The following is a 21,952-nucleotide window of genomic DNA, read 5'->3' as shown; positions in this document are numbered from 1 at the left end:
AGCATCTTTATGCCTCACATGCAGGGATTATGCCACATGCTCAGGGATGTTGCAAGAACAGGGATGCTTTTTTCTTCTGTTCTTTTCTTGTAGGTGGTTATTTGATAAAAAAGAAATGAGAAAAAAACTGGTTATTGCATTTGCCACAGAAAAAAAGATCGGTACCGGAGTACACGATCTTTTTTATCATTACAAAGAATAGCGGGCTATGGAACCTCAGAGCGAAAACCCTTCTCCAAGATAGACGCTCCGAGCCTGTTCATTATTGACAATGGTTTCCGGTGTCCCGGAAAGAACGACCTGCCCTTGCACCATGAGATAGGCCCGGTCGCAAATCGTCAGAGTTTCACGGACGTTGTGGTCAGAGATGAGAACTCCGATCCCGCGATCGCGCAAGGCGCGCACCAAACCTTGAATATCGCCCACCGCAAGGGGGTCAATCCCGGCAAACGGCTCATCGAGCAGGACGAATTTCGGTTCCCGAATAAGCGCACGGGCAATTTCCAGGCGTCGGCGTTCCCCACCGGACAGGTGCATAGCGTGGGATTTTTCCAGCCTGGTGAGGCCGAAATCTTCAAGCAAGATATTCGCCCTTTCTTTCTGCTCCTTGCGGGAAAGACCCGTATGCTCCAGAATAATCTGAAGGTTTTGACGCACCGTAAGTTTTCTGAAGACGGAACTTTCCTGCGGGAGGTAGGAAATGCCCACACGTGCGCGCTCATGGAGCGGCCAAGTTCCAATATCCTGAGCTTCAAGGAGAACCCGCCCTGAAGACGGTTTGATGATCCCGGTCAGCATATAGAACGAAGTGGTTTTACCCGCCCCATTCGGGCCGAGCAGACCAACAATTTCCCCTTGGTTCACTTCGGGGGAAACGCCGCGCACGACCTCGCGTTGGCCGTACCATTTACGTAAATCAACTCCAGACAGTCGGGCCATCAGCGGTTCCCCCGGATCGGGCTGGAGCTTTTAGAGCCGGAAAAGACCGCTTCGACGCGCTTCTTGGAGCCGCCCATGACTTCACTACGGTTTTCTTCCGTAAAATATTTGATGGTCTCCCCAGTAACCGTGTTTTCCCCGTCGGTCAGACGGGGATCGCCTTCCATGAGAAGGACGCCGTCGTCCATCGTATAGGTCGCTTTCGCGCAAGTGCCGTTGCGGTTTTCGCTTTTCATGCGCACACTCCGTTCGGCGACGATACGCTCTACATCACCGGCGACCATTCCGGCAGGCATGCCGCCTTTTTCGTTTTCTTTCTTCTGTGCGTCCCCTTTGGGCGGCTTCAAATAAACCGTGATCCTGCTGGCCCATATTTCAATATCCGGTCGGACTACATGGACGTTTTTGTCAAAGATGACGAGCTGTTTTTCAGCGATATAGGTCAGCTGATCGGAGGTGATCCGTGTTTCAACATTTTTGGCGGGCTTTGGCGGCGTCACCGGCGCTGCCCACAGCGGAGCAGAGCAGAGCAGGCTTAAACTCAGTGTGGTTATACCTAAAAAAAGTTTTTTCATAATGTTTTCCTAGCCGTAACCCATTGAAGCTATAGCGGCTTATTTCTTTGCAGGTTGAGGTAATTCTTGCTGGGGATTGGCCTGCGTTTCATGCGGGGAAGGTGCGGCATTGGCGTTTGTGGCATCGGGGCGGGGCTTGAGTACGACCAGTACGCCTTCCGAACCATGTACTTCATTGGCAGCAAGATCCCAAGCAAGAAGGGTGGCTGTCCCGGATGCCGTGGGACTTTCAAACACAGCACCTTCTGGAAAGGTCATAAGGCGCTTATTGGCATCGTAGTTCATGCGCGAACTGGTGATGACTTCATCATAACGAGTGATGACGACATCATCCCAAAGTGTGAGGAATCGCTGGTTGTCGGTGATTTTTCCAAACTGGGCCTGCACATCAAGAACATCATCGTCAGGGTTGCTTGCGGAACCTTCACCGAGCGCATAACGGACGACGGGCTTGTCCACATCGATCGTATCGCCGTTTTGGGACATATGGGCCCAGCTCGCTTTGAGACGCCACAGTTCCAATCCTTTATTTCCTTGGAAGAGGTTGATCCCCTTAATGGCCAATCCAGCCACTTCCTCAAGCGGGTTGCCGGGTTGTGTGGCGTTGTCTTGCAGCTTCGCCCCGTCAAGAGACTTGATGCCGCCCTTGTTGGCGACATCAAGCAGCCTGCCGATCAGCGTTGTTTCCCCGCCACGCTTCGCGACATACCAACCTCCAGCGAGAAGTGCCGCCAGAGCGGCAATAAGCAGGATTCGTGACCGTTTCATTCCAACCGCATCCAATGCTCAAGCAGAGCGTCACGTTTCCCTTGGCAAGTCAACAACAAATCGACAAATTCCCGGACGGCGCCGCATCCGCCTTCCTTTTGGGTTACGAACTTCGCCAGTTTTTTGACGTCCGGCATGGCATTCGCAACGGCGGCGGGCAGCCCCACACGAGACATCGGTGCAAGATCGACCCAATCATCCCCAAGGTAGGCGATTTCGTGCCACTCAAGGGACATCCGTTTACGCATCCCGTCAAGGATAGTACATTTATTGTCGGATCCGCCGTGATACTCGGTCACGCCAAGGACTTCGAGCCGCCTCACGACGCAGGGCACATCCATGCCGGAAAGGACGGCGACTTCAATCCCCGCTGTTTTGGCCAGCCGAATGCCGATCCCGTCAAGGACATGGAACCTCTTCATGGCGAGTCCGTTAGCGTCATAGTAAAGGCCGCCGTCCGTCATGACACCGTCCACATCCAAGACAAGAAGACGGATGCGTTTGGCGAGGCTTTCAAGCGATTCGTGCCGTGGAGTGGAGGACTGGCCGGATCTTCCGATCCCATCGGAATAAAGGGTATTACAAGTCATAAGGAATGTTCCATATGGCTGAAAGTTGCTTCAAGAGCGCCGGAAGCTTGGCCACGGGCCAACTGTTGGGGCCGTCGCACAGGGCTTTGTCGGGATCCGGGTGGCATTCCATAAAAATACCGTCTGCCCCAGCCCCCGCAGCGGCACGGGCCAGTGTGGGCACGTGATGCCGTTCACCGCCGGAGCAGCTGCCTTTCCCGCCGGGGAGCTGAACGGAATGTGTCGCGTCAAAGATTACCGGGGCGCCCAGCGCACGCATGATGGGTATGGAACGAAAATCGACCACAAGGTTATTGTATCCGAAAGAGGAGCCTCGCTCCGTCAGAAGGACGCGGTTATTGCCAGCCCCGACCACTTTATCGCGCACGGGGGCCATATCCCACGGGGCTACAAACTGGCCTTTTTTGACGTTGACGACACGGCCCGTCCGTGCCGCCGCCAAGAGCAGATCCGTCTGGCGGCACAAAAAAGCGGGGATCTGAAGAATATCCGCCACCTCACCGACAGGCCCGGCCTGTTCGGGCAGATGGATGTCCGTCACGACGGGCAGCCCCGTTTCCTCCTTGATCCGAGCCAGCCATTCCATGCCTTTAGCCAAGCCCGGGCCACGGAAGCCTTTCCCAGACGTTCTGTTGGCCTTATCCCACGAACTCTTGAAGACGGCAAACAATCCGGCCTCCCTGCTGGCCTCGGCTACGGCGTGCGCCGTGTCCAGCGCCAATTCAAAGCTCTCCAGAGCGCAGGGGCCCGCAAAAATAAAGTGCTCCTTCCGAAGCTGGCTATAGAGCTCGTCCGATGTCATCATGGGCATTCCTTAACGGTAAAAGGGGTTCTCGCTAGGAGACGACCTTGCGGTCATTCCGGTTTTATCACCGGAATGACCGCAAAGGAATAAGCATTATGGGAGGGAAGTCTACTTCTTGCGAGCCATGCAAGACGCACGGATGAAGTCCTTGAACAGCGGGTGGGGCTTCATCGGGCGGGACTGAAATTCAGGATGGAACTGACAGCCCAAGAACCACGGGTGATTGGGGATTTCAACGATTTCCACCAGCGTACCGTCGGGAGACTGGCCGCTGAAAACCATGCCCATATCCGCAAGACGTTCGCGATAGGCATTATTGAATTCGTAACGATGGCGGTGACGTTCGTTGATATTGGCCGTTTTGTAGGCCTCAAAAGCGTGGGTCCCTTCCGAAACGGTGCAGGGATACGCGCCGAGGCGCATGGTTCCGCCCTTGTCGCTTTCCGCATCGCGGCGTTCCACGGCCTTTTTGCGGAAATCGTACCATTCGGTCATCAGGTAGATGAGCTTATCCTTGGCAAATGGATTGAATTCTTCGGAGTTGGCTTCTTCGATGCCGACGACGTGGCGGGCGAATTCGATGACCGCACACTGCATGCCGAGGCAGATTCCGAAGAAGGGGACATTGTTTTCACGAGCGTAGCGGATAGATTCGATTTTCCCCTCGACGCCGCGATACCCAAAACCGCCGGGAACAAGGATGCCGTCAGCGCCCTTAAAGGTTTCGGCGACGTTTTCAGCCGTTACCTCTTCGGAGTTCACATAACGGAGATCCACAGCGACCCTGTTGGCGATGCCGCCATGCACCAAAGCCTCGTGAAGGCTCTTGTAGGCTTCCTTCAGTTCGACATACTTGCCGACGATGGCGATGGTGACCCGGCCCTGCGGATTCTTGACGTTGTGGACCAGCTCTTCCCACGGCTCAAGCTTGGCGTTGCGGGCGGGCAGGCGCAGCATGATGGCGACCTTCTGATCCAAGCCTTCTTCATAAAGCTTTAAGGGCAATTCGTAGATGTTGCTCACATCCACGGCGGAGAACACGGCGTCTTTGTCCACATTGCAGAACAGGGCGATTTTGGCGCGGAGGTCGGCGGGGACGGGCTCTTCGCAGCGGCAGAGGATGATGTCAGGCTGGATGCCGATGGAACGGAGTTCCTTGACGCTGTGCTGCGTGGGTTTGGTCTTGTGTTCCCCGGCGGAACGGAGGTAGGGCACGAGCGTCAGGTGGATGTAGAGGCAGTTGTCGCGGCCCAGTTCGGAGCGGAGCTGACGGATGGCTTCAAGGAAGGGCAGGCCTTCGATGTCGCCCACCGTGCCGCCGATTTCAATGATGGCGACGTCGGGAGCGGGATTTTCGGGTTCATCCTTGGCGAGGCTGAGGATGGCGTTTTTGATTTCATCGGTAATGTGGGGGATCACCTGCACCGTGCCGCCGAGGTAGTCGCCGTGGCGTTCCTTGGTGATGACCTTATAATAGATGGAACCCGAAGTCGTGTTGTTTTTCTGGGAGAGCGCCGTATTGAGATAGCGTTCGTAGTGCCCCAAATCGAGGTCCGTTTCCGCACCGTCATCCGTAACGTATACTTCACCATGTTGATAGGGGTTCATGGTTCCGGGATCCACATTGATATAGGGATCAAGTTTTTGGATGGTCACGGTCAGCCCACGCGTTTTCAACAGTGCGCCGATGGAAGCCGCCGAAAGCCCTTTGCCGAGAGAGGAAAGGACGCCACCAGTGATGAAGATAAACTTGGTCTTCATGAAAAACCTCGATTTATGATTTTCCCGCCGTGACGGAGGGGATACAGTGTACGAAACTCGCTCTGAAACAGGATACATCAGAAAAGGAGAGAACGCGAACACAAAAAGCCCGCCTGAGCGGGTCGATACGCGGCTGGTTCTGTAACGGAAACAAGGCGTTGACTTAGGCACCCGCCTGTTCCAAAAACATAATTCCTCTGCTCTTCAGCAGGCCATTCAGATGCACGCAAACAATATCTGCCAACTATAGCCTGTTTTCAGAAAAAAAACAGCCATTGACTGAAAAGAAACACCCGCATAAAGTAAATCCCCCATTCCAGACTGGCTCCTGTTTTTGTTTCATCAAAGGACGCAGCTGGAGCATGCAGGCGCGTTATCGCTTTTTCGTTAAGTAAGATTTTAATTTTTATGCAGGAAAAGGGTGGACAATGAGTCAGGTCAACACGCTGGTCATTACCGGATACGGCACCAATTCGCATCAGGAAACAGCGCATGCCGCACGTCTGGCTGGTGCGGACAGGGCTGATGTGGTGCATTTTTCCGACATTGTGGCTGCGAAGGTCCGCCTGAGCGAGTATCAATTCCTTATTTTCCCCGGCGGATTCCTTGATGGAGACGATCTCGGTGCGGCACAGGCCGCGGCACAGCGCTGGCTGCATCTTTCCGATGCTGAAGGTCAGCCCCTGTTGGACAGCTTGAACCGGTTCGTCGATGCGGGAGGTCTTGTGTTGGGGATCTGTAACGGATTCCAGTTGCTCGTCAAGCTCGGTATCCTCCCCGCCTTGGACGGGAAGCGTTTTGAGCGGCAGGTTTCCCTCAGCCATAATGACTCCGCCCGCTATGAGGACAGATGGGTTCAGCTCAAACCTAACCCTGACAGCCCTTGTATTTTTACCAAAGGATTGGCTGTCCACGGGGTGCTGCCGATGCCTGTCCGTCATGGCGAAGGCAAGTTGGTGGCCCGCGATGCCGCGACCTTGCAGCGGTTGCAGGACGAAAATCTGATTGCGTTGCAATACACGCACCCGGAAACTGGCGAGGTCACGCAAGAGTATCCTTGGAATCCGAACGGTTCCCCGCTGGGCATTGCCGGCCTGACGGATCCGACCGGGCATATCCTCGGACTGATGCCGCACCCTGAAGCATTCCATCACGCTACGAATCATCCCGGTTGGGCGCGCGGGGAAGTCGCGGTGCCCGGAACCGCACTTTTTGCAAACGCTGTCCGATACCTGCGTGAGAATCCCGTTAACCACAGCTAGAAATCTACTGTTCGGCAAGATAGAGGAATTGGGAGCATGAAACAGTCGGAACTCATTGCGCTCATTGAACGGACGGCACCGCTCGCGATCGCCGCGCCTTGGGATAAGTCGGGTGTTCAGATCGCTTCCGCACGGCAGGACATCAATCGCCTCGCCGTGTGCCTTGATCCGACGCCGGAATCTATCCGCATCGCACTGTCCGAAGGGGCTGAAATGATTTTGGCCCATCATCCGCTGACGCTGGAGGGACGGTTCACGGATCAGCTGGACAGCTACCATGAAGTCCTTTCGCTGGTGTTTCGGGCCGATGTGCTGTTGTACTCGGCGCATACGTCCCTTGATGCGAATCCTTTGGGACCTGTCTCGTGGCTGGCAGACGAACTGGGGCTTTGCCGTATTCCTTCCTCTGATACCAAGGATGGCGAGGCGGCACATGGAATGCCATTGCCGCTGACTGTGCTGGAACAGACGGGGACAATGGAGCGGGGCGGCAGTTCGTACGCCTGCGGCTTCGGTGTCGTCGGTGATTGTGCGGTTGACATCACCCCGGAAGAGTTGAAAAAAATGTTGGCCTTATGGCTGGTGGGGAGTTGTCCCCGCTTGGCTGGAACCTTGCCTGAGCGCATCCGCCGCATTGCCATCTGCCCCGGATCGGGAAGTTCGCTTGCGCCTGAGGCCGCTGCCTGTGGCGCGGATCTGCTCATTACCGGTGACTTGAAGTATCACGCTGCGCTCGATCTTCCCCTTCCAGTGCTGGATGTGGGGCATTTCAGTCTTGAAGAAGAGATGATGCGGCGTTTTGCCCTGCAATTGAAAGAGAATGTGTCTGATGTCGCCGTGCAGTTCGTGCCCGCGCAGGATCCTCTTGCGCCGTTTTCCCCCACAGACTGAGGCGTAATTCGTTATCAGATTTCAGGAGAAGAGTTGTGAGCCTTTATCTCGAACAAATCCGCCAACTCGTGGCCCTTCAGCGCGTGGACGATGCCATCCATTCTGTGGAGATGGAACTCGAACAGGCCCCGAAGGAATTGGAAGATCTCAAAAAACGTTTTGCTGCTGCAAATACGCAGCGCGAGCGGGTACTGGAAAAGCTTGCGCACTTGAAGGAACAGGAAAAGCGTATTGCCGGCGAACTTGATGACGACAGCAGCCGCATCAAAAAGAGCAAGAGCAAGATGATGCAGGTATCCAACTCCCGGGAATATCAGGCTATGGCTCGGGAGATGGACAATATGGAAAAGGTGAACCGTTCCCGTGAAGAGGAACGTGCCGCCTTGTTGGAGGAAAAACTGCATCAGGACAACGCACTGCAGGAAGTTGACGCTATATGGGCCGACCTCAAGGCCGAATTGGAAGCTAAGCAGATCAGCCTTGAAACGCGGCAGGATGAGGCCCGTAAGCGCTTGGATGAGCTGGCCCAGGTGCGTTCCGAAACAGGCTCCGCTGTGCCGCGTCCTGTCCTTGATCGCTATGAGTTCATCCGCCGTCGTCTGTCCCATCCCGTGATTGTGCCCGTGACCGCCGGAGTTTGTTCCGGTTGCCGGATCATGATTCCCCCCCAGACGTTCATTGAACTGCAGGGCGGCCATAAGATCATCAACTGCCCCAACTGTCAGCGTTTGATTTACTGGGTGGAGCACTTCAACGAAGAGACCAACCAGACGGCTGATGAAATGGCGCACGACGCTGAATAGTATTTAAGTTTGGCTCTGTTATAGTATGTGGTTGTTTCATCTCCACAATGCGGTGAAAATATAGCATTTTTCTCTGGTTTTCCCCTTGGCGGGAGCCACAGATAAGGCATTTTGTCGGTTATCCCTTTGGAGCTTCAAGTAAAAAAGCATCAACCATAACCATTTTCTATAACACAGCCTTAAGTTTTCGGGAGCCGGATGGATTGTCGCCGCGTTCATTGCGTTTCGGCGTGACGGACGGAGAGGAAAGTCCGGGCTTCATAGGGCAGGACGCTGGGTAACGCCCAGGGGGAGCGATCCTCGGAGAGCGCCACAGAAAGCAAACCGCCGCCTTCGGGCGGTAAGGGTGAAACGGTGGGGTAAGAGCCCACCAGTCGGCACGGTGACGTGACGAGCTCGGCAAGCCCCGTCCGAAGCAAGACCAAATAGGGAAGCGGATCGGCCCGATCAACGCTTCCGGGTAGGTTGCTTGAGGGTACAGGTAACTGTGCTCCTAGAGGAATGACAGTCGCCATACCATCCGTAAGGATGGGGTGGTACAGAACCCGGCTTATAGTCCGACTCCCGATTTGAAGCTCCGGTGACGGTTTTTGCATATGCAGACTTCACCGGGGCTTTTTCGCATCCAGCATATAAACGAGGTTAGTCATGGCGTGGGCACTTCTTCTTGCAGCAGGGCAGGGGAATCGGTTGGCTTCGGCTACGGGCGGGCTTGCCAAGCAGTTTTTGGACTGGAAAGGTGCCCCGTTGTATTGGGAATCGGCACTTGTCTTCTCACGATGTGCGCGTGTAGAGGGGCTTGTTTTTGTGTTCCCGGAAGCGTGCATTGATGAAGAACACAAACGGGTTACGGTCCTGATGAGGGATGCTTCCCTAGGGCTTCCTTGGAAAGTTGTGGCTGGCGGGGCGTTACGCCAAGATTCCGTCCGAAACGGTTTGTCCGTTTTGCCGGATGATTGCGAGGAAGTTCTGATCCACGACGCGGCAAGGCCGTTTGTTTCGCCAGCTTTGGTCAATCGGATATTGGACGGGCTGCACGGCGAAACTCCGGGGGAGCGTATCGCGGCATGTATCCCCGGCGTTCCCGTGGTGGACACTATTAAAGTAATGGATGGAGATGGAAAGGTTGTTGCCACGCCTGATCGGAAACATTTGAGAGCGGTTCAGACCCCGCAAGGTTTTTCCCTTGCTTTTCTACGGGCTGCCCATCAGCGTGCGGAGCAGGAAGGCTGGGTTGTCACTGACGACGCCAGCTTGCTCGAATTGTGCGGGCACGCTGTGCATGTTGCGGAGGGAGAAGTGGGGAACAAAAAGATCACGACACCTGAGGATTTGGAAATGTTGCGTATGGCAGGAGAGCGTATCCCGTGTGTCGGGTATGGATATGATGTCCATAAGTATGCCGGTGGCAGTGAGACGAAACAACCTGCCCGGCCCATGCGGTTGGGGGGGGTGCCCATTGCCGGTTCGCCAGACGTGCTGGCCCATTCTGATGGGGATGTTTTGCTGCACGCGCTGATGGATGCCTTGCTCGGCTGCATCGGAGCGGGGGATATCGGAACCTTCTTTCCTGATTCCGATCCTGCATTCGACAATGCCAATTCGGCTGTCTTGCTGGACACTGTTCTGGAGCATGTCCATAAGGCCAATGTACAGATTACCCATGTGGATCTGACTGTCATTGCCCAGGTTCCTAAAGTTAGTCCGTATAGGGAGGCTATCCGGCGGAATATAGCGCGGTTGCTCGGATTGGACATGGGAGCGGTGAATGTGAAGGCGACGACGGAGGAGGGGCTTGGTTTTACAGGGGAACGGCTGGGAATAAAGGCCGTCGCCGTCGTTATGGGACTTCGTAACAATAGAGACGCATAATTATTTATATTATGTAAAATTTAAAATCCAAACAAATACACTGAAAATAACAGATAACCCTTTGGGTTAAATGGAAGTTCCATGTCGTCCTTGTAAAAGTTCGTATGTTGGTGTAACAAGCAATACGGACCCTTTCCGGGGGTATTTCTAACCTTTTTCGCATCGTGAGCCGTTATGAGCGACCTTCAGCAGGGTATGGACTGTCCTTGGTTTTCTTCTTACGACAAAGGTGTGCCGCATGACATAGCCATCCCCGAGGGGGGGCTGCAAAATATCCTCGATACTGCGGCGGAAGCATACGGACAGCGTGAAGCCATCGTCTTTCAAAATACGCATATTTCCTACAAGGAACTGAAAGAATTAGCTGAAAAACTTGCCGCTTCGCTTCGGCGGCGCGGGATTAGGCCGGGAGATCGTGTTTCCATCATGCTCCCGAACCTTCCCCAGACATTCATAGCATTTTGGGGCGTCATGAAGGCCGGAGCCGTCGCCGTCATGACCAACCCTCTTTATATGGAATCCGAGCTGACGCATCAGATCAAGGATTCCGGCGCAAAACATCTCATCACCCTTGATATTTTTTGGCCCAAGATCGCGGCGCTGCGGGAACAGCTCGAATTGGACGTTTGCTATGTGACGCGTGTCCGTGATGCGTTGAAATTCCCCTTGAGCTGGCTGCAGCCGTTTTCGGCTCGGCGGCAGGGTACATGGGTTCCCGTTCCCTTTGACGGAAAAAAGGTCGTAGCATGGAAAGACCTTTTCAAAACAACCGAGCGCCTGAGCGTGGAAGTGACGGATGCTCACGAGACCATTGCCTTGTTGCAATATACGGGAGGCACTACGGGGCTTTCCAAGGGGGCTATGCTGACCCATGCAAACCTGTTGGCCAACCTTACCCAGCTGATGGCGATCATTCAGCAGCCCCCGGAAAAGGAGCATGTGTTTCTGGCCCTATTGCCTTTGTTCCACGTGTTCGGTTTGACGATTACATTGTTGTTGCCCGCAAGGATGGCCGCACGAGTGGTTCCCATGCCGCGGTATGTTCCTGCCGACATGCTGGAGGCATTCAAAAAGTATCAGTTTACGGCATTCATTGGCGCTCCTTCCGTCTATATTTCCCTGTTGCAGCAGAAAAATTTGGCCCACTACGATTTGCACCATATCGTATTCTGTATTTCGGGGTCAGCCCCCATGCCTGTAGAATGGCTGAAAAAATTTGAAGAAGTGACGGGTACGCCCATCACGGAAGGCTTTGGGCTGACGGAGGCTTCGCCCGTTACCCATGCCAACCCCGTGTTCGGGAAGCAGAAACCGGGCTCCATAGGCGTGCCGGTTCCCGGAACCCTCGCCCGGATTGTCGATACGGAAAACGGTGAAAAGGTTTTGGCGCACAACGAGATTGGGGAATTGGTCGTCAAGGGGCCGCAGGTTATGAAGGGCTATTGGAAGCGCCCGGAAGAAACCGCCCGAACCATTCGCGACGGCTGGTTGTACACCGGTGATATCGCGTACATGGATGAAGAAGGCTATTTTTATATTGTCGACCGTAAGAAAGATTTGATCATCGTTGGAGGGTATAATGTCTATCCTCGTGAAATTGATGAAGTCCTTCATACGCACCCCAAAATTCGGGAAGCTGTTACCGTAGGCGTCAATCACCGTTCCCGTGGTGAGACGGTCAAGGCGTATATCGTCCCGAAGGAAGGGGAGAACCTGACCGTACCGGAAGTCGTGGCTTTCTGTCGCCAGAAGCTGGCTTCGTTCAAGGTGCCTCGCTTGATCGAGTTCCGCGAGGAACTGCCGAAGACGATGGTAGGTAAAGTTTTGCGGCGCATTCTGCGGGAAGAAGAACTGCACAAGAGTGATGCGGAACAGAATAAAGAGCAGCTTGTCCCTGAGGATGCGCTGAAGGAAGAAGGTTCCGCTCCGAAACAGGTCGAAACCGAAGAAAAGGAAACAAAACAGGGTAGCTCCGAAAAGACGGACGGAAACGTATGAGGTTGCTTCTTCAGCGGGTTCGTGAGGGAAAAGTCACCATTGAAGGTCAAGATGTGGCAGCTATTGGCAAGGGCTTGGTTGTCCTCGTTGGTTTTGGCCCGGAGGATACGCTTGCTTTGCGCGGCGGCAAACTTTGGAATATGCTGATCGAAAAGATGGTGGGGCTCCGCATTTTTCCTGACGACGGGGGAAAGATGAACAGAGGGATAGAGGAGGCCGGCGGGGAAATCATTCTGGTTTCCCAGTTCACGCTGTACGCGGACTCCCGAAAGGGACGTCGCCCTTCGTTCCACCTATCGGCCCCTCCGGGCGTGGCGGAACCGTTGTTTCAGCAATTTGTGGAAGATGTACGAGCCAGACTGCCGGGACGGGTTCAGCAGGGCGTGTTCGCTGCGGATATGGACGTTTCCCTCACGAATTGGGGGCCTGTAACGATCTTATTGGACTCAGCAGATTTTAGCGGATAAGCGAATGTGATAGATAAACAAAAAGGACGGCGTTTCAACGAGCCGTCCTTTTTGTTTTGTGTGATTTTTGGGGCTGTCAGCAGTTACGCTTTGAAAAGCTGGGTTGAGAGATAACGTTCGCCGGTGTCGGGCAGAACCGTCACAAGGCGCTTTCCTTTCCATTCCGGTCTGTTCGCCAGAAGAAGCGCGGCCGCGATGTTGGCGCCGGACGAAATACCGCAGGAAATGCCTTCTTCCGTCATGACGCGCCGAGCCATTTTGATGGCTTCCAGACCAGGGATAGGCAGCACTTCAGTCAACAGAGAACGATCCAACAACGTGGGAACGAAACCGGCGCCAATGCCTTGAATGAGATGCGGCCCTGCGGGATTGCCCGAAAGGACGGCTGATTCCGCAGGCTCGACAGCGAACAGCCCCACTGAGGGAAGGTGTTTGCGCAGGTAGCGCCCTGTCCCCGTGATGGTTCCGCCTGTACCTACGCCCGCGATAAAGGCATCTACCGTTCCTGCATCTGCGAGAATTTCCGGCCCCGTCGTGCGGTAGTGCGCTTCCGCATTCTCCGGATTGGAGAACTGATCCAGAAGTACATAGCCTTTCGTGGCGGCCAGCCGTTGGGCTTCCTCAACGGCCCCTCCCATGCCCTTCGCGGCGGGGGTGAGAATGAGTTCCGCCCCAAAACCACGGAGCAGGGCTTTGCGTTCGTCACTCATGGATTCCGGCATCGTCAGGATAAGCTTGAACCCCATGCAGGCGGACACGACCGCCAAGCCGATGCCGGTGTTTCCGCTGGTCGGTTCGACAATGGTTCCGTTTGGCTTGAGGATGCCTTTCTCGATAGCCCCCTGAATCATACAAAGGGCGGCACGGTCTTTGATGGAGCCGCCCGGATTGCGGGATTCGACTTTGACCAGAATTTCCGCATCAAGGCCTTCAGTCAACTTGGTGAGCCGTATCAACGGCGTTTTTCCGATGCTCTGCAACAGATCCATGATGTTTTCCTTTTGCTCCGAGAGCAGATTACAGGACGGAATGATATATTTTTTCCAATTCGATACATCGCGCTTCGACGGAGTAGCTTTGCCCTCTGCGGGCGCTGTTGGCTCCCCACAGTTTACGGCGTTCAGGGTCAGCAGCCATTTCCTGCAAAGCTCGCGCTAAGGCTTCCGTATCATCCGGTGGGACGAGCAGCCCATTATTTTGAGCTATTTCCGGAACTCCACCCACCGTCGTCGCCACTATAGGCAACCCCATACGGATAGCCTCAAGAAGCGTATTGGGAGCCGAGTCCATATTTTTTGAAGGAAAGACAAACGCATCGCCTACCTGGAGGTAATCGCTGACGCATTCGGTCTGCCGTATAAGGCGGACTTTTTTTCGGATTCCCAACGTATCGCAGAGAGGAAACCAGAGATCGGGATTGGCTCCCACCATGACCAGATACGCGTCAAGGCGTGCGGCGGAAAAAGCCTTTAGAAGCGGTTCTATCCCCTTGGCAGGATTGTTATTTCCTACATAGGTAAAGATAAGGGCGTGTTCGGGGATGTCCAGTTCCTGTTTTACGGCGGAAGCGGAGCGCGTGGGAATCACGCGGGCATCGGGAATGCCGTTCGGGATGACGTGGATTTTGTGTTTGGGGCAACACCAGCTGATTGCCTTGGCACAGGCTTCCGAATTGGGGAGGAAGGCCTTCATCGAGGGCGAAAGGTAGGGGAGGGGATTGCCCGGGCGGTATATGACGCCGCGATGTGCGACGCAGGCCAGCTTCCGTTTCTGCCAAAACAGGCCCCACCATGCGACGCGTTTTACAGCTTTATTGTGAAAGGCATGAACGATGGTCGGCGTATCCGGCGAGGGGAAGAGACTTTCCACATAAGCACGGTGCTGTGCCGGATCTTCCGGCAACGTATGCCAGAGGGGATTGGATGCCGCATTGGGCAATTCCCAGAGCATCGAGTCATGGGGGAGGCAGAGCGCCACATCATGGCCCCGTTCGCTCAACCCTTGGGCTTGATAAACTGCTTGGCGTGTACCGCCGCTGCGGTTGCTGGACGAGGTAATGATGATGACACGCATGACGGACTCCCCTTTAGGGCGCGGTGTGTAGACGCAGTTGTTCAGATAAGATGGTGAAAGATATCGGTATAGGTATTTCGCATGAGCAGGGCCAATTTAAGCCTCTGTGCAGCAGTGTCTCCCGGCTTGCGTCGGAAGAGGGAAATGATATGCCCGCTTACGGCTGTAAAGTCCGTATCGCCGCGTTCCCCGAATTTGTCGATATACGATCGTACAAGAAGATCGAAGGCGTTGGCCTGTTCCCGTTCTTTATTGGTATGCGCCTGTTCGTATAGCCCAAGCATAAAGCGTTCAAAGAGGAGCTCGCCATCGGAGGGGAATGAACGCTTCAACCCAAGACGCCAGAGGCCGATGCCCATGGCGCGCAGTTCCCGGATAGCCCGTTTTCTCTGGCGAAAATGCAGCTTCCGTATGCCCAGGAGCTCAAGCTCCTGAGCAAAATCCATACTTTCCAGTATGGCGGAGAAGTTTCCCAGCACCTCTTCCGTCATATCGGGCAGAGAGTCTTGAGAGGCTATTGACACAATCCGCTCCGGAATCAGTCAGAAGATTTGTTGGAAGAGCGTTTGCGTCCTTTAAAGCCGCGACCGCCTTCACGCTTGCCTTCCTTCTTGTCTTCCTTAGAGAAGGGCTGGCCTTTGCGTCGCCCCCCTTCCCAGCCAGGCTCGTTTTCCCGTGGACCACGCCGTCCGCCGCCAGTATGGGACTTGGGGGGCCGCGCCGTACCCTCCGAGTCCTTACGCGGCGTGCCCGCAGGAAGGAATGTCGTAGGATTAAGGCTCTTCTGGTAACAATCATCGAGAAGCAGCGTCAACAAATGCCGTTGTTCCGGATCTTCCGCGAGGCTTTGCACCAGCGGCTCAAAACACTTCATGCGTTCACGTTCCAGCCCGTTGAGCTGCCGGAAACGGGCTTCAAGAAGGGCCGTGACCCGCATACCAACAGCGTGGGCGACTTCTTCATCTGTAGGGGCCATGTGCTGGGCGAGCGGTACCTTGAAATACTTGGCGATCCGCTGGAGTTCCATTTTTTCCATGATGTCGACGAGGGAAATGACCACACCGGCGGCTCCAGCGCGTCCGGTACGTCCTGCCCTGTGGATGTAGGATTCCCTGTCATCCGGCGGCTCATAGAGAAACACATGGGAGAGTTCGGGAATGTCAATGCCACGTGCGGCCACGTCCGTGGCGACGAGGAACCGAATGCTGCCTTTGCGCAGCCGGGAAAGGACGTCTTCGCGGCGGCTTTGGGACAGGTCGGCGGATAACTCGTCGGCGTTGAATCCAAAGCCTTGCAAGACGGCGGTCACGAAGTGCACTGTAGCTTTGGTGTTGCAGAAAATGATGGCGGAGGCCGGGTTTTCGACTTCCAGGATCTTGATCAGGGTGCGATCCTTTTCCATGCCCTTACATTCGCAATAGAGGTGCTGGACTTCAGCCACATGGATTTGTGTCGTGGACAGGGAAAGCATTTGGGGATCGGTCAGGAATTCCCCCGCCAGCTTGAGCACATGGGGCGGATACGTAGCTGAGAACAGCATCGCATGGATGGATGTTTTGGGCAGATACCGCTGTATTTCCTTCATATCCGGATAGAAGCCGATGGAAAGCATACGGTCGGCTTCATCAAAAATCAGAGCGGAAATATGATCAAGGCTAAGCGTGCGCCGAAGGAGATGGTCAAGCACACGGCCGGGCGTCCCCACAACAACGCTGACCCCCTGACGGAGCGCGTCCATCTGCTTGCCGTAACCGACTCCGCCATAGACGGCGGTCACGGTAAAGCCGCTCCCTTTGAAAAGGGTTTTGGCTTCCTGCTCCACCTGAACGGCAAGCTCACGGGTCGGGACGAGAATGAGCGCTTGTACGGCGGGCATGGCCGGATTCAGGCGGGCCATGAGCGGAAGCAGATACGTTCCCGTCTTGCCGCTGCCCGTACGGGACTGAACCATAAGATCCCGTCCTTCGAGCAGATAGGGGAGAGCACGGGACTGCACGGGCATAAGGCTGTTCCAACCGGCCTTGGCACAGGCGGTCTGAAGCAATTGAGGCAGATCGGCGAGGGAGACTTCCGGTAGGGCGTTTTCGGGCTCATCGACGGAGATGATTTCAGAAGAAGTCTGGATGGAGCCGGAAGGATGAGACTTGGCTTTGGCTTTCTGAGCAGCCGGGTTGGCCTTAGCCTCTTGTATTTGTTCAGTCATGTGATGTCCAAAAGTGAAAAGGTGGAACAGGAACTCCGGATTCCGGGAATATCCCTATCGGGGAAGCATCGGAGAGCTGAGTCATCATATACGATGGTTGCCCGGTACGGAATGGAACTTTTCTTAAACAAAGAAAAAACGGCAAAGACGTTGTGAAAGGTTGTCTCGTATGGCCTCCGGCAAACAGAGCCGACGGCATGTTGGCCCGTCAGTCGAAAAAAGAAAAAACCAACCCTCAACAACACAAGCAAAGAAGGATAACAGACTTACAGCACAAGGCAAGATCCGGGAGAGGCCGTTTCGCAGGTATTTTTCCTGGGTCGTGTCGTCAACTATATAATCTATTGAAAATATTTAACTATCTTTAAGTCGCAAAAAGATTGTTTTTAATAATTCAAAATAGTTATATGTAGAATGATGACACAACCTAGGCTTTATCATGTATGTGGTCGTTTCATCTCCACAGCAGCACGGTGAAAATACAGCCTTGTTATCCATTTCTCCCCTTGGTGGAATACATGGTTAAGGCACTTTGTTGGTTATTCCTTTGGAATTTCAAGGAAAAAAGTATCGGCTATTTTCTACGGCACAGCCTTTTCCTAAAAGAAAAGCCCATAAATAAGGTCTGGTTCTATAATGATACCCCCTCAGGGGGATTGTCCCAGCGCAACAAGGCATATTCGCCCTCAACCCATTGTATGGATGATGGCTGGATACCGAGTTTCTCCCAGCGGGGGAGCAGGCTCCCTTTATAGCCGAAGAAAAATCCTTGGCAATATTTGGGGAAGAAAAGCTCGTCCGGCGGCAGGAAGGCATTCAACGCGAAGTGTGAGCGAACTGTTTCAAACAGTGCTTCACTTTGGATGATATTGCCGAGAGCCGGATGACGGGGCCCCGCCAGTATGGATTCATCCAATTCACGCTCTGGGGCGAGGCTTAACCGGATGACGGGGATTCTCCGGGCCCATGCTGAGGCAAGAGCTTTTCCAAGGGTGGTTATCGTCGTGTCTAGTTCCCAAGGAGCGTATTGGCCCATCCTCCAGCGTGTCGCCAGGGGCGTACCGTCTACGACGAGGCAGGGGTAAAGGCGTAAACAGGAAGGAGAAAGCGCAAGGGCCTCTTCCACATCTTCAGAGAAGCGTTGTGGAGTGGAACCGGGCATGCCGGGGAGCAGTTGGATGCCAAGTTCGAGGCCGCTTTCCTTGATTAAGCGGCAGCCTTCCCGTGCCGTATCGCCGCTGTAGCCACGCTGTACCGCCGCTAATGCTTCCGTATGAAATGACTGTATCCCCAGTTCAACGAGATCCAGTCCCGCATGGCGCAATGCCTCTAACCGATCCGGGCAAAGCGCATCAGGGCGCGTCGAGCACCGAACTCGGCATACGATATTTTTTTCTTTGGCCTGCATGGCCAAAGTCAGGCATTCCATCTGAAGGCTCTCGGGGAGAGCGGTGAATGTGCCGCCGTAGAAGGCCAACTCGATGGGACGAGAGGCCGCCTGTTCCATACGGTGTCTCTCCAATTCAGACAAAAGATTGGCAAGGGCTTGCGGGTATGGTAGGGAATCGGAGCGTTGAGAGTGTCCCGTCTGCTTGTCTTGAGCGCAAAAGAGGCAACGATGTGGGCAGCCTGCAAAAGGTAAAAAGAAAGGGACGATGGCGGGACGCTGTCGTGGGGCTGATGCACCGGGATTGCCAATAGGAAAAAAGCATTCGCGCACCGAACGTCCCGTGGAAGAGATTTTTTTCATACCTGTTGATTTGTGTGGTATTAGACGATAAGTGTTAATGTACCTTGGCGCTTATCGATTTGTACACTGTGTTTTGTTTAAAGGCTATCCCACAGTCACCGTAGAGCTTGAGCCCGAGGCAAAAAAAGGAGCTGTTATGCCTGTATCACAACATGAAGATTGTATTTTTTGTAAAATCGCACATGGGGAGATACCTTGCACATCCGTCTTTGAATCCGAAGAGCTGATAGCTTTTTTGGATATCAGCCCAGTCAATAAAGGGCATACATTGCTTGTTCCCAAAGCACATATGGAAACACTGTTCGATATGCCGGATGATATAGGCCAAACGCTATTGGCCGCTATGAAGCAGGTAGGTGCTGCCGTTATGGAGGCGACGGGTGCAAAAGGCCTGAATGTCGTTCAGAATAACTACCCCGTTGCGGGCCAGCAAGTTCCGCACGTGCATTGGCACCTCATTCCCCGGTTTGCTGATGACGGCCATATGGCGTGGCCGCAGGGAGCATATCAAGATATGCAGGAGATGGCTGCCCTTGCTGGTGCTATCCGAGGAAAATTATAACCGATAATTTCAAGCATGAACAGAAAAGAGGCATATTCTTCCACTGTAGGCATGCAATCTTCTTGAACTATAGATAAATAAAGAGTATACTTAGGGGCAGGCGAACCTCGTTTCGAGCGATAGTGCGTCTTTGGGGGAAGATGTATCCGAAACGGATCGAGAAAAGTGGTTTCGCCTGTTTTTCTTTACAAAAAACTGTGTGGGGTCTGATAAGAGTGACAACAGGCTGACACAGGGTGTTGAGAAAAACATATTTGGGAGTCGGCAGCAACGAAGAGTCTCCAGTTCTCCTCAAGAGGGGCCTTTCGTCAAAGGGCATTGCGACGGAATGTCTCGCGGAGGAAACGATACTTGTGGAATGCTCTGGATGCTCGAACATTTTGGGAAGTATGGAGGAACTATGAACAGAGCACTGACCAAAGCGGACATTGTAGAAGCCATTTATGAGAAGACCGATAGAAACCGCGCTGATGTGAAGAACACGGTGGAAATTCTGCTGAGTCTGATGAAGCAGGCCATCAAGAAGGATGATGCCCTCTTGGTGAGTGGATTCGGGAAATTCGAGGCTTATGATAAGGAAGCGCGCAAGGGCCGCAATCCTCAAACGGATGAGACCATTACGCTCCCTCCCCGCAAGGTGGTCGTGTTCCGTCTGTCTCGCAAGTTCCGCGCGGAACTGAACGGCGAGGAAGTTGAAGCCTAGTGCTTTGTTAGCGTTGGAAGAATATGTATGGAGAAGGGAGGGAAAGATTTTGAAAAACTTTCTCTCCCTTCTTTAGTTTCCCAGTGCAGGCCCGCCCGTCCTTTTAAGGGCTTTCGTGTCTATCTCATTGGTTTAGATTGTTTTGGAGAACTATAAAGCGCCCCTTATACATGGCATGAAGGGGCGTTTTTTGTATTGTGCGGCTTAGTTTTGAAGCCAGCTTTGTACGATTGGGGCAGTGAGAAGCTGTTCGGCAATGAGTGCGTTTCCCGTTTTTCCCGGATGGATCCCGTCATCCAGATCGGCGACGTATACGGCAGGGAGCCCTTTAAGGAGATCAAGGTAGGCAACGCCTAGATCAAGGCAAAGCCCGGCATAGGTTTCATTCAATTTATTCAACCTCTCCATATGCTCCGGGTTTTTTACCGGGGGTGGGCCCATCATAAGGACCGGGGCTTCCATCTGTGCTTCGGAAAGAATGGCTTGAGCGTTTTGGATGCTGTCCTTTATGGGGACAACGACATTGCCGTTGGGGGCCGCCATGTCCACGGTGCCGAAGCAGAAAATCAAATAGGGCACGGTGGCGTCATTGACGCGGGAACGGTATTCGGAAGCCCAACGCTCCCGGATTTGAAGGCTCGAATGTTTACGGGCACCTAGATTGTAGAAAGTCGAAGGCGGAACGGGAAGGCCGGTGCGTTGGGACGCCAATCCGGCGAATCGTCCGATCCAGCCGCCAGCAAGGGTATCATTGACCCCCAGAGTGATGGAGTCGCCAAAAAAGAAAAATGTTTTCATAGCTTTCTCCCTGTTTCAGCAAACCAGTCCATGTCCTTTCTACTTTTTTCTTATAGCAATGCCTCTAACCTTTTTCCGCAACATGCAGGCACACAATGCCTGAGCACAAAGGAATATGGTAAATCCGTTTAAAACCCGCAGCACGCAGTTCATCGCTCAAGGCTTCCGCCGAAGGGAACTCGATGATGCTCTTGGCAAGGTAGGCATAGGCTCCGGGATCTCCAGAAAGCCTGCCTATGATGGGCAGTATCCTTTTCAGATAAAAATTGTAGATACCGAGCCAGATGCGCTTTTTTCCTGTCCCAAATTCCAAGATGCATGCCCGCCCTTTTGGTTTAAGAACCCGCGCCATCTCCGCAAAAGAGGCTGAACGGGGGGCAATGTTGCGGATGCCGAACGCCATAGTGAGGCCATCCATACATGCGTTGGGGAGAGGCAGGGCACGCGCGTCGGCTCCGACGGAAAGAACGAAGTCTTTGTCCTCTTCCGAAAGTTTTTTTTGCCCATGTACCAGCATGGGAGGGCAAAAGTCCATTGCCAGTACCTGTGCCGTGGGATGGCGCTTCCGCACCGCTAATGTAACGTCCAACGTGCCCGCAGCAAGATCGAGAACCCGTTTCCCTTCCGCCTGTCCGGGAAGCACTGCATCGGCAAGGCATTTCCGCCAGCCTTGATCCAACCCTAGGCTTAAGATTCTGTTCAAAGGATCATACCATTTGACGATACGGGCGAAGAGCCCCGAAACTTTTGCCGCATGTGCATCGACAGCCGTTCCGGTTTTTTCTTCAAGTTCTTCTTGAGTTTTTTCAGCGTTCACTGGCGCTATCCTGTGTCGCGTTGTCTTCCAGCGTATCGAGAACAATCTTGTAGATGGCAGGGAAATGTTCTGCGAAATTGCTTGGGGAAATACGCTGCGTTTCGATGAATTTGACGATGATTTCTTTCGTAACCTGTAAAGCTTCTTTATTTTCTTTACCCATGAGTACCCCTCACGGTTCAATGTCGGAAAACCCGTCCGTTGGGGAATGGCCTTGACCACAATGGACAAAACCGGACGGGGAAACAGGAAGAAACAGGCCATGCTCCTCCCCATTTTTTTCATATATATCACGTAAGCATGTTCCGGTCGAGC

The 21,952-nt window shown here is 53.9% G+C and carries 21 protein-coding genes and 1 other RNA gene; 9 read left to right on the top strand and 13 right to left on the bottom strand.

Annotated elements, in window-relative coordinates:
• Window positions 1-216: 216 nt before the first annotated feature.
• The 6 genes from lptB to pyrG all read right to left on the bottom strand — a co-directional run bounded on the left by lptB (window position 217) and on the right by pyrG (window position 5,438).
• On the bottom strand, window positions 217-939 hold the full coding sequence (gene lptB, locus ACZM8Y_RS10055) for an LPS export ABC transporter ATP-binding protein (protein ID WP_482333240.1): 723 nt from the start codon (window positions 937-939) through the stop codon (window positions 217-219).
• Complete coding sequence (locus ACZM8Y_RS10050; RefSeq protein WP_482333242.1) at window positions 939-1,514, bottom strand: LptA/OstA family protein; 576 nt, start codon at window positions 1,512-1,514, stop codon at window positions 939-941. The genes lptB and ACZM8Y_RS10050 overlap by 1 nt, the downstream gene beginning before the upstream one ends.
• Window positions 1,515-1,553: 39 nt before the next feature.
• Window positions 1,554-2,282 carry an LPS export ABC transporter periplasmic protein LptC gene (gene lptC / locus ACZM8Y_RS10045; protein ID WP_302553997.1) on the bottom strand — a complete coding sequence of 243 codons (729 nt, stop codon included), beginning with the start codon at window positions 2,280-2,282 and terminating at the stop codon, window positions 1,554-1,556.
• The gene (locus ACZM8Y_RS10040) at window positions 2,279-2,872 is read right to left on the bottom strand and encodes a KdsC family phosphatase (RefSeq protein ID WP_337432020.1); all 594 of its coding nucleotides are present in this window, start codon (window positions 2,870-2,872) and stop codon (window positions 2,279-2,281) included. The genes lptC and ACZM8Y_RS10040 overlap by 4 nt, the downstream gene beginning before the upstream one ends.
• Window positions 2,862-3,683, bottom strand: coding sequence for a 3-deoxy-8-phosphooctulonate synthase (kdsA, locus tag ACZM8Y_RS10035; RefSeq protein WP_479858663.1), 822 nt, complete (start codon window positions 3,681-3,683; stop codon window positions 2,862-2,864). Before kdsA ends, ACZM8Y_RS10040 begins: the two co-directional genes overlap by 11 nt.
• Window positions 3,684-3,785: 102 nt before the next feature.
• Window positions 3,786-5,438 (bottom strand): CTP synthase, encoded by a 1,653-nt coding sequence (pyrG, locus tag ACZM8Y_RS10030; protein ID WP_302554000.1) that lies wholly within the window; start codon window positions 5,436-5,438, stop codon window positions 3,786-3,788.
• Between the two features lie 428 nt (window positions 5,439-5,866).
• Here pyrG and ACZM8Y_RS10025 point away from each other — a divergent pair, with 428 nt between their 5' ends.
• The 7 genes from ACZM8Y_RS10025 to dtd all read left to right on the top strand — a co-directional run bounded on the left by ACZM8Y_RS10025 (window position 5,867) and on the right by dtd (window position 12,731).
• Window positions 5,867-6,700: a phosphoribosylformylglycinamidine synthase subunit PurQ gene (locus tag ACZM8Y_RS10025; RefSeq protein WP_308771011.1), complete on the top strand. Its 834-nt coding sequence runs from the start codon at window positions 5,867-5,869 to the stop codon at window positions 6,698-6,700.
• 36 nt (window positions 6,701-6,736) lie between these two features.
• The gene (locus ACZM8Y_RS10020) at window positions 6,737-7,591 is read left to right on the top strand and encodes a Nif3-like dinuclear metal center hexameric protein (RefSeq protein ID WP_479858662.1); all 855 of its coding nucleotides are present in this window, start codon (window positions 6,737-6,739) and stop codon (window positions 7,589-7,591) included.
• A 35-nt stretch (window positions 7,592-7,626) separates the two neighbouring features.
• The gene (locus tag ACZM8Y_RS10015; protein WP_479858661.1) at window positions 7,627-8,394 is read left to right on the top strand and encodes a zinc ribbon domain-containing protein; all 768 of its coding nucleotides are present in this window, start codon (window positions 7,627-7,629) and stop codon (window positions 8,392-8,394) included.
• Window positions 8,395-8,584: 190 nt separating this feature from the next.
• Window positions 8,585-8,963, top strand: an RNA gene (gene rnpB, locus ACZM8Y_RS10010) — RNase P RNA component class A.
• A 79-nt stretch (window positions 8,964-9,042) separates the two neighbouring features.
• On the top strand, window positions 9,043-10,266 hold the full coding sequence (ispD, locus tag ACZM8Y_RS10005; RefSeq protein WP_479858660.1) for a 2-C-methyl-D-erythritol 4-phosphate cytidylyltransferase: 1,224 nt from the start codon (window positions 9,043-9,045) through the stop codon (window positions 10,264-10,266).
• Between the two features lie 174 nt (window positions 10,267-10,440).
• Window positions 10,441-12,264, top strand: a complete 1,824-nt coding sequence (locus ACZM8Y_RS10000; protein WP_487479901.1) for a long-chain-fatty-acid--CoA ligase — start codon at window positions 10,441-10,443, stop codon at window positions 12,262-12,264.
• On the top strand, window positions 12,261-12,731 hold the full coding sequence (gene dtd / locus ACZM8Y_RS09995) for a D-aminoacyl-tRNA deacylase (protein WP_302554588.1): 471 nt from the start codon (window positions 12,261-12,263) through the stop codon (window positions 12,729-12,731). The genes ACZM8Y_RS10000 and dtd overlap by 4 nt, the downstream gene beginning before the upstream one ends.
• An 83-nt stretch (window positions 12,732-12,814) precedes the next feature.
• Here the strand turns inward: dtd and cysK are convergent, their stop codons facing one another.
• The 5 genes from cysK to ACZM8Y_RS09970 all read right to left on the bottom strand — a co-directional run bounded on the left by cysK (window position 12,815) and on the right by ACZM8Y_RS09970 (window position 18,757).
• A complete protein-coding gene (gene cysK, locus ACZM8Y_RS09990; protein ID WP_479858374.1) occupies window positions 12,815-13,720 on the bottom strand; it encodes a cysteine synthase A in 906 nt (301 codons plus the stop codon).
• A gap of 28 nt (window positions 13,721-13,748) precedes the next feature.
• The gene (locus tag ACZM8Y_RS09985) at window positions 13,749-14,804 is read right to left on the bottom strand and encodes a glycosyltransferase family 4 protein (protein ID WP_479858373.1); all 1,056 of its coding nucleotides are present in this window, start codon (window positions 14,802-14,804) and stop codon (window positions 13,749-13,751) included.
• Between the two features lie 41 nt (window positions 14,805-14,845).
• Complete coding sequence (locus tag ACZM8Y_RS09980; RefSeq protein ID WP_479858372.1) at window positions 14,846-15,328, bottom strand: hypothetical protein; 483 nt, start codon at window positions 15,326-15,328, stop codon at window positions 14,846-14,848.
• 14 nt (window positions 15,329-15,342) lie between these two features.
• Entirely contained in the window at window positions 15,343-17,007 is a 1,665-nt protein-coding gene (locus ACZM8Y_RS09975; protein WP_482333884.1) for a DEAD/DEAH box helicase, read from the bottom strand.
• 631 nt (window positions 17,008-17,638) lie between these two features.
• Entirely contained in the window at window positions 17,639-18,757 is a 1,119-nt protein-coding gene (locus tag ACZM8Y_RS09970) for an elongator complex protein 3 (protein ID WP_489501719.1), read from the bottom strand.
• Between the two features lie 136 nt (window positions 18,758-18,893).
• Between ACZM8Y_RS09970 and ACZM8Y_RS09965 the strand changes: the two genes are divergently transcribed.
• Together ACZM8Y_RS09965 and ACZM8Y_RS09960 are read left to right on the top strand one after the other, a co-directional pair.
• Window positions 18,894-19,319 (top strand): HIT family protein, encoded by a 426-nt coding sequence (locus tag ACZM8Y_RS09965; protein WP_482332855.1) that lies wholly within the window; start codon window positions 18,894-18,896, stop codon window positions 19,317-19,319.
• Window positions 19,320-19,719: 400 nt separating this feature from the next.
• Complete coding sequence (locus ACZM8Y_RS09960; RefSeq protein ID WP_302552040.1) at window positions 19,720-20,022, top strand: integration host factor subunit alpha; 303 nt, start codon at window positions 19,720-19,722, stop codon at window positions 20,020-20,022.
• 204 nt (window positions 20,023-20,226) lie between these two features.
• On the opposite strand, the gene ACZM8Y_RS09955 is transcribed toward ACZM8Y_RS09960, so the two are convergent.
• Window positions 20,227-20,820 carry a GDSL-type esterase/lipase family protein gene (locus tag ACZM8Y_RS09955; RefSeq protein ID WP_482332857.1) on the bottom strand — a complete coding sequence of 198 codons (594 nt, stop codon included), beginning with the start codon at window positions 20,818-20,820 and terminating at the stop codon, window positions 20,227-20,229.
• A gap of 64 nt (window positions 20,821-20,884) precedes the next feature.
• Window positions 20,885-21,637 carry a ubiquinone/menaquinone biosynthesis methyltransferase gene (locus tag ACZM8Y_RS09950; RefSeq protein ID WP_482332872.1) on the bottom strand — a complete coding sequence of 251 codons (753 nt, stop codon included), beginning with the start codon at window positions 21,635-21,637 and terminating at the stop codon, window positions 20,885-20,887.
• Window positions 21,638-21,952: the final 315 nt, after the last annotated feature.

It is taken from the genome of Bilophila sp. (genome assembly GCF_057864385.1).
The sequence above is the reverse complement of the archived record's forward strand: the minus strand, read 5'-3'. Positions and strand labels throughout refer to the sequence as shown.

Excerpts from the sequence above, each read along its gene's own strand:
- kdsA (WP_479858663.1), bottom strand. The coding sequence starts at position 3,683 with ATGCCCATGATGACATCGGACGAGCTCTATAGCCAGCTTCGGAAGGAG.
- ACZM8Y_RS10025 (WP_308771011.1), top strand. The coding sequence starts at position 5,867 with ATGAGTCAGGTCAACACGCTGGTCATTACCGGATACGGCACCAATTCG.
- ACZM8Y_RS09965 (WP_482332855.1), top strand. The coding sequence starts at position 18,894 with ATGCCTGTATCACAACATGAAGATTGTATTTTTTGTAAAATCGCACAT.
- ACZM8Y_RS09970 (WP_489501719.1), bottom strand. The coding sequence starts at position 18,757 with ATGAAAAAAATCTCTTCCACGGGACGTTCGGTGCGCGAATGCTTTTTT.
- ACZM8Y_RS10000 (WP_487479901.1), top strand. The coding sequence starts at position 10,441 with ATGAGCGACCTTCAGCAGGGTATGGACTGTCCTTGGTTTTCTTCTTAC.
- ACZM8Y_RS09960 (WP_302552040.1), top strand. The coding sequence starts at position 19,720 with ATGAACAGAGCACTGACCAAAGCGGACATTGTAGAAGCCATTTATGAG.
- ACZM8Y_RS09955 (WP_482332857.1), bottom strand. The coding sequence starts at position 20,820 with ATGAAAACATTTTTCTTTTTTGGCGACTCCATCACTCTGGGGGTCAAT.
- dtd (WP_302554588.1), top strand. The coding sequence starts at position 12,261 with ATGAGGTTGCTTCTTCAGCGGGTTCGTGAGGGAAAAGTCACCATTGAA.
- ACZM8Y_RS10050 (WP_482333242.1), bottom strand. The coding sequence starts at position 1,514 with ATGAAAAAACTTTTTTTAGGTATAACCACACTGAGTTTAAGCCTGCTC.
- lptC (WP_302553997.1), bottom strand. The coding sequence starts at position 2,282 with ATGAAACGGTCACGAATCCTGCTTATTGCCGCTCTGGCGGCACTTCTC.
- pyrG (WP_302554000.1), bottom strand. The coding sequence starts at position 5,438 with ATGAAGACCAAGTTTATCTTCATCACTGGTGGCGTCCTTTCCTCTCTC.
- ACZM8Y_RS10040 (WP_337432020.1), bottom strand. The coding sequence starts at position 2,872 with ATGACTTGTAATACCCTTTATTCCGATGGGATCGGAAGATCCGGCCAG.
- cysK (WP_479858374.1), bottom strand. The coding sequence starts at position 13,720 with ATGGATCTGTTGCAGAGCATCGGAAAAACGCCGTTGATACGGCTCACC.
- ispD (WP_479858660.1), top strand. The coding sequence starts at position 9,043 with ATGGCGTGGGCACTTCTTCTTGCAGCAGGGCAGGGGAATCGGTTGGCT.
- ACZM8Y_RS10020 (WP_479858662.1), top strand. The coding sequence starts at position 6,737 with ATGAAACAGTCGGAACTCATTGCGCTCATTGAACGGACGGCACCGCTC.
- lptB (WP_482333240.1), bottom strand. The coding sequence starts at position 939 with ATGGCCCGACTGTCTGGAGTTGATTTACGTAAATGGTACGGCCAACGC.
- ACZM8Y_RS09975 (WP_482333884.1), bottom strand. The coding sequence starts at position 17,007 with ATGACTGAACAAATACAAGAGGCTAAGGCCAACCCGGCTGCTCAGAAA.
- ACZM8Y_RS09985 (WP_479858373.1), bottom strand. The coding sequence starts at position 14,804 with ATGCGTGTCATCATCATTACCTCGTCCAGCAACCGCAGCGGCGGTACA.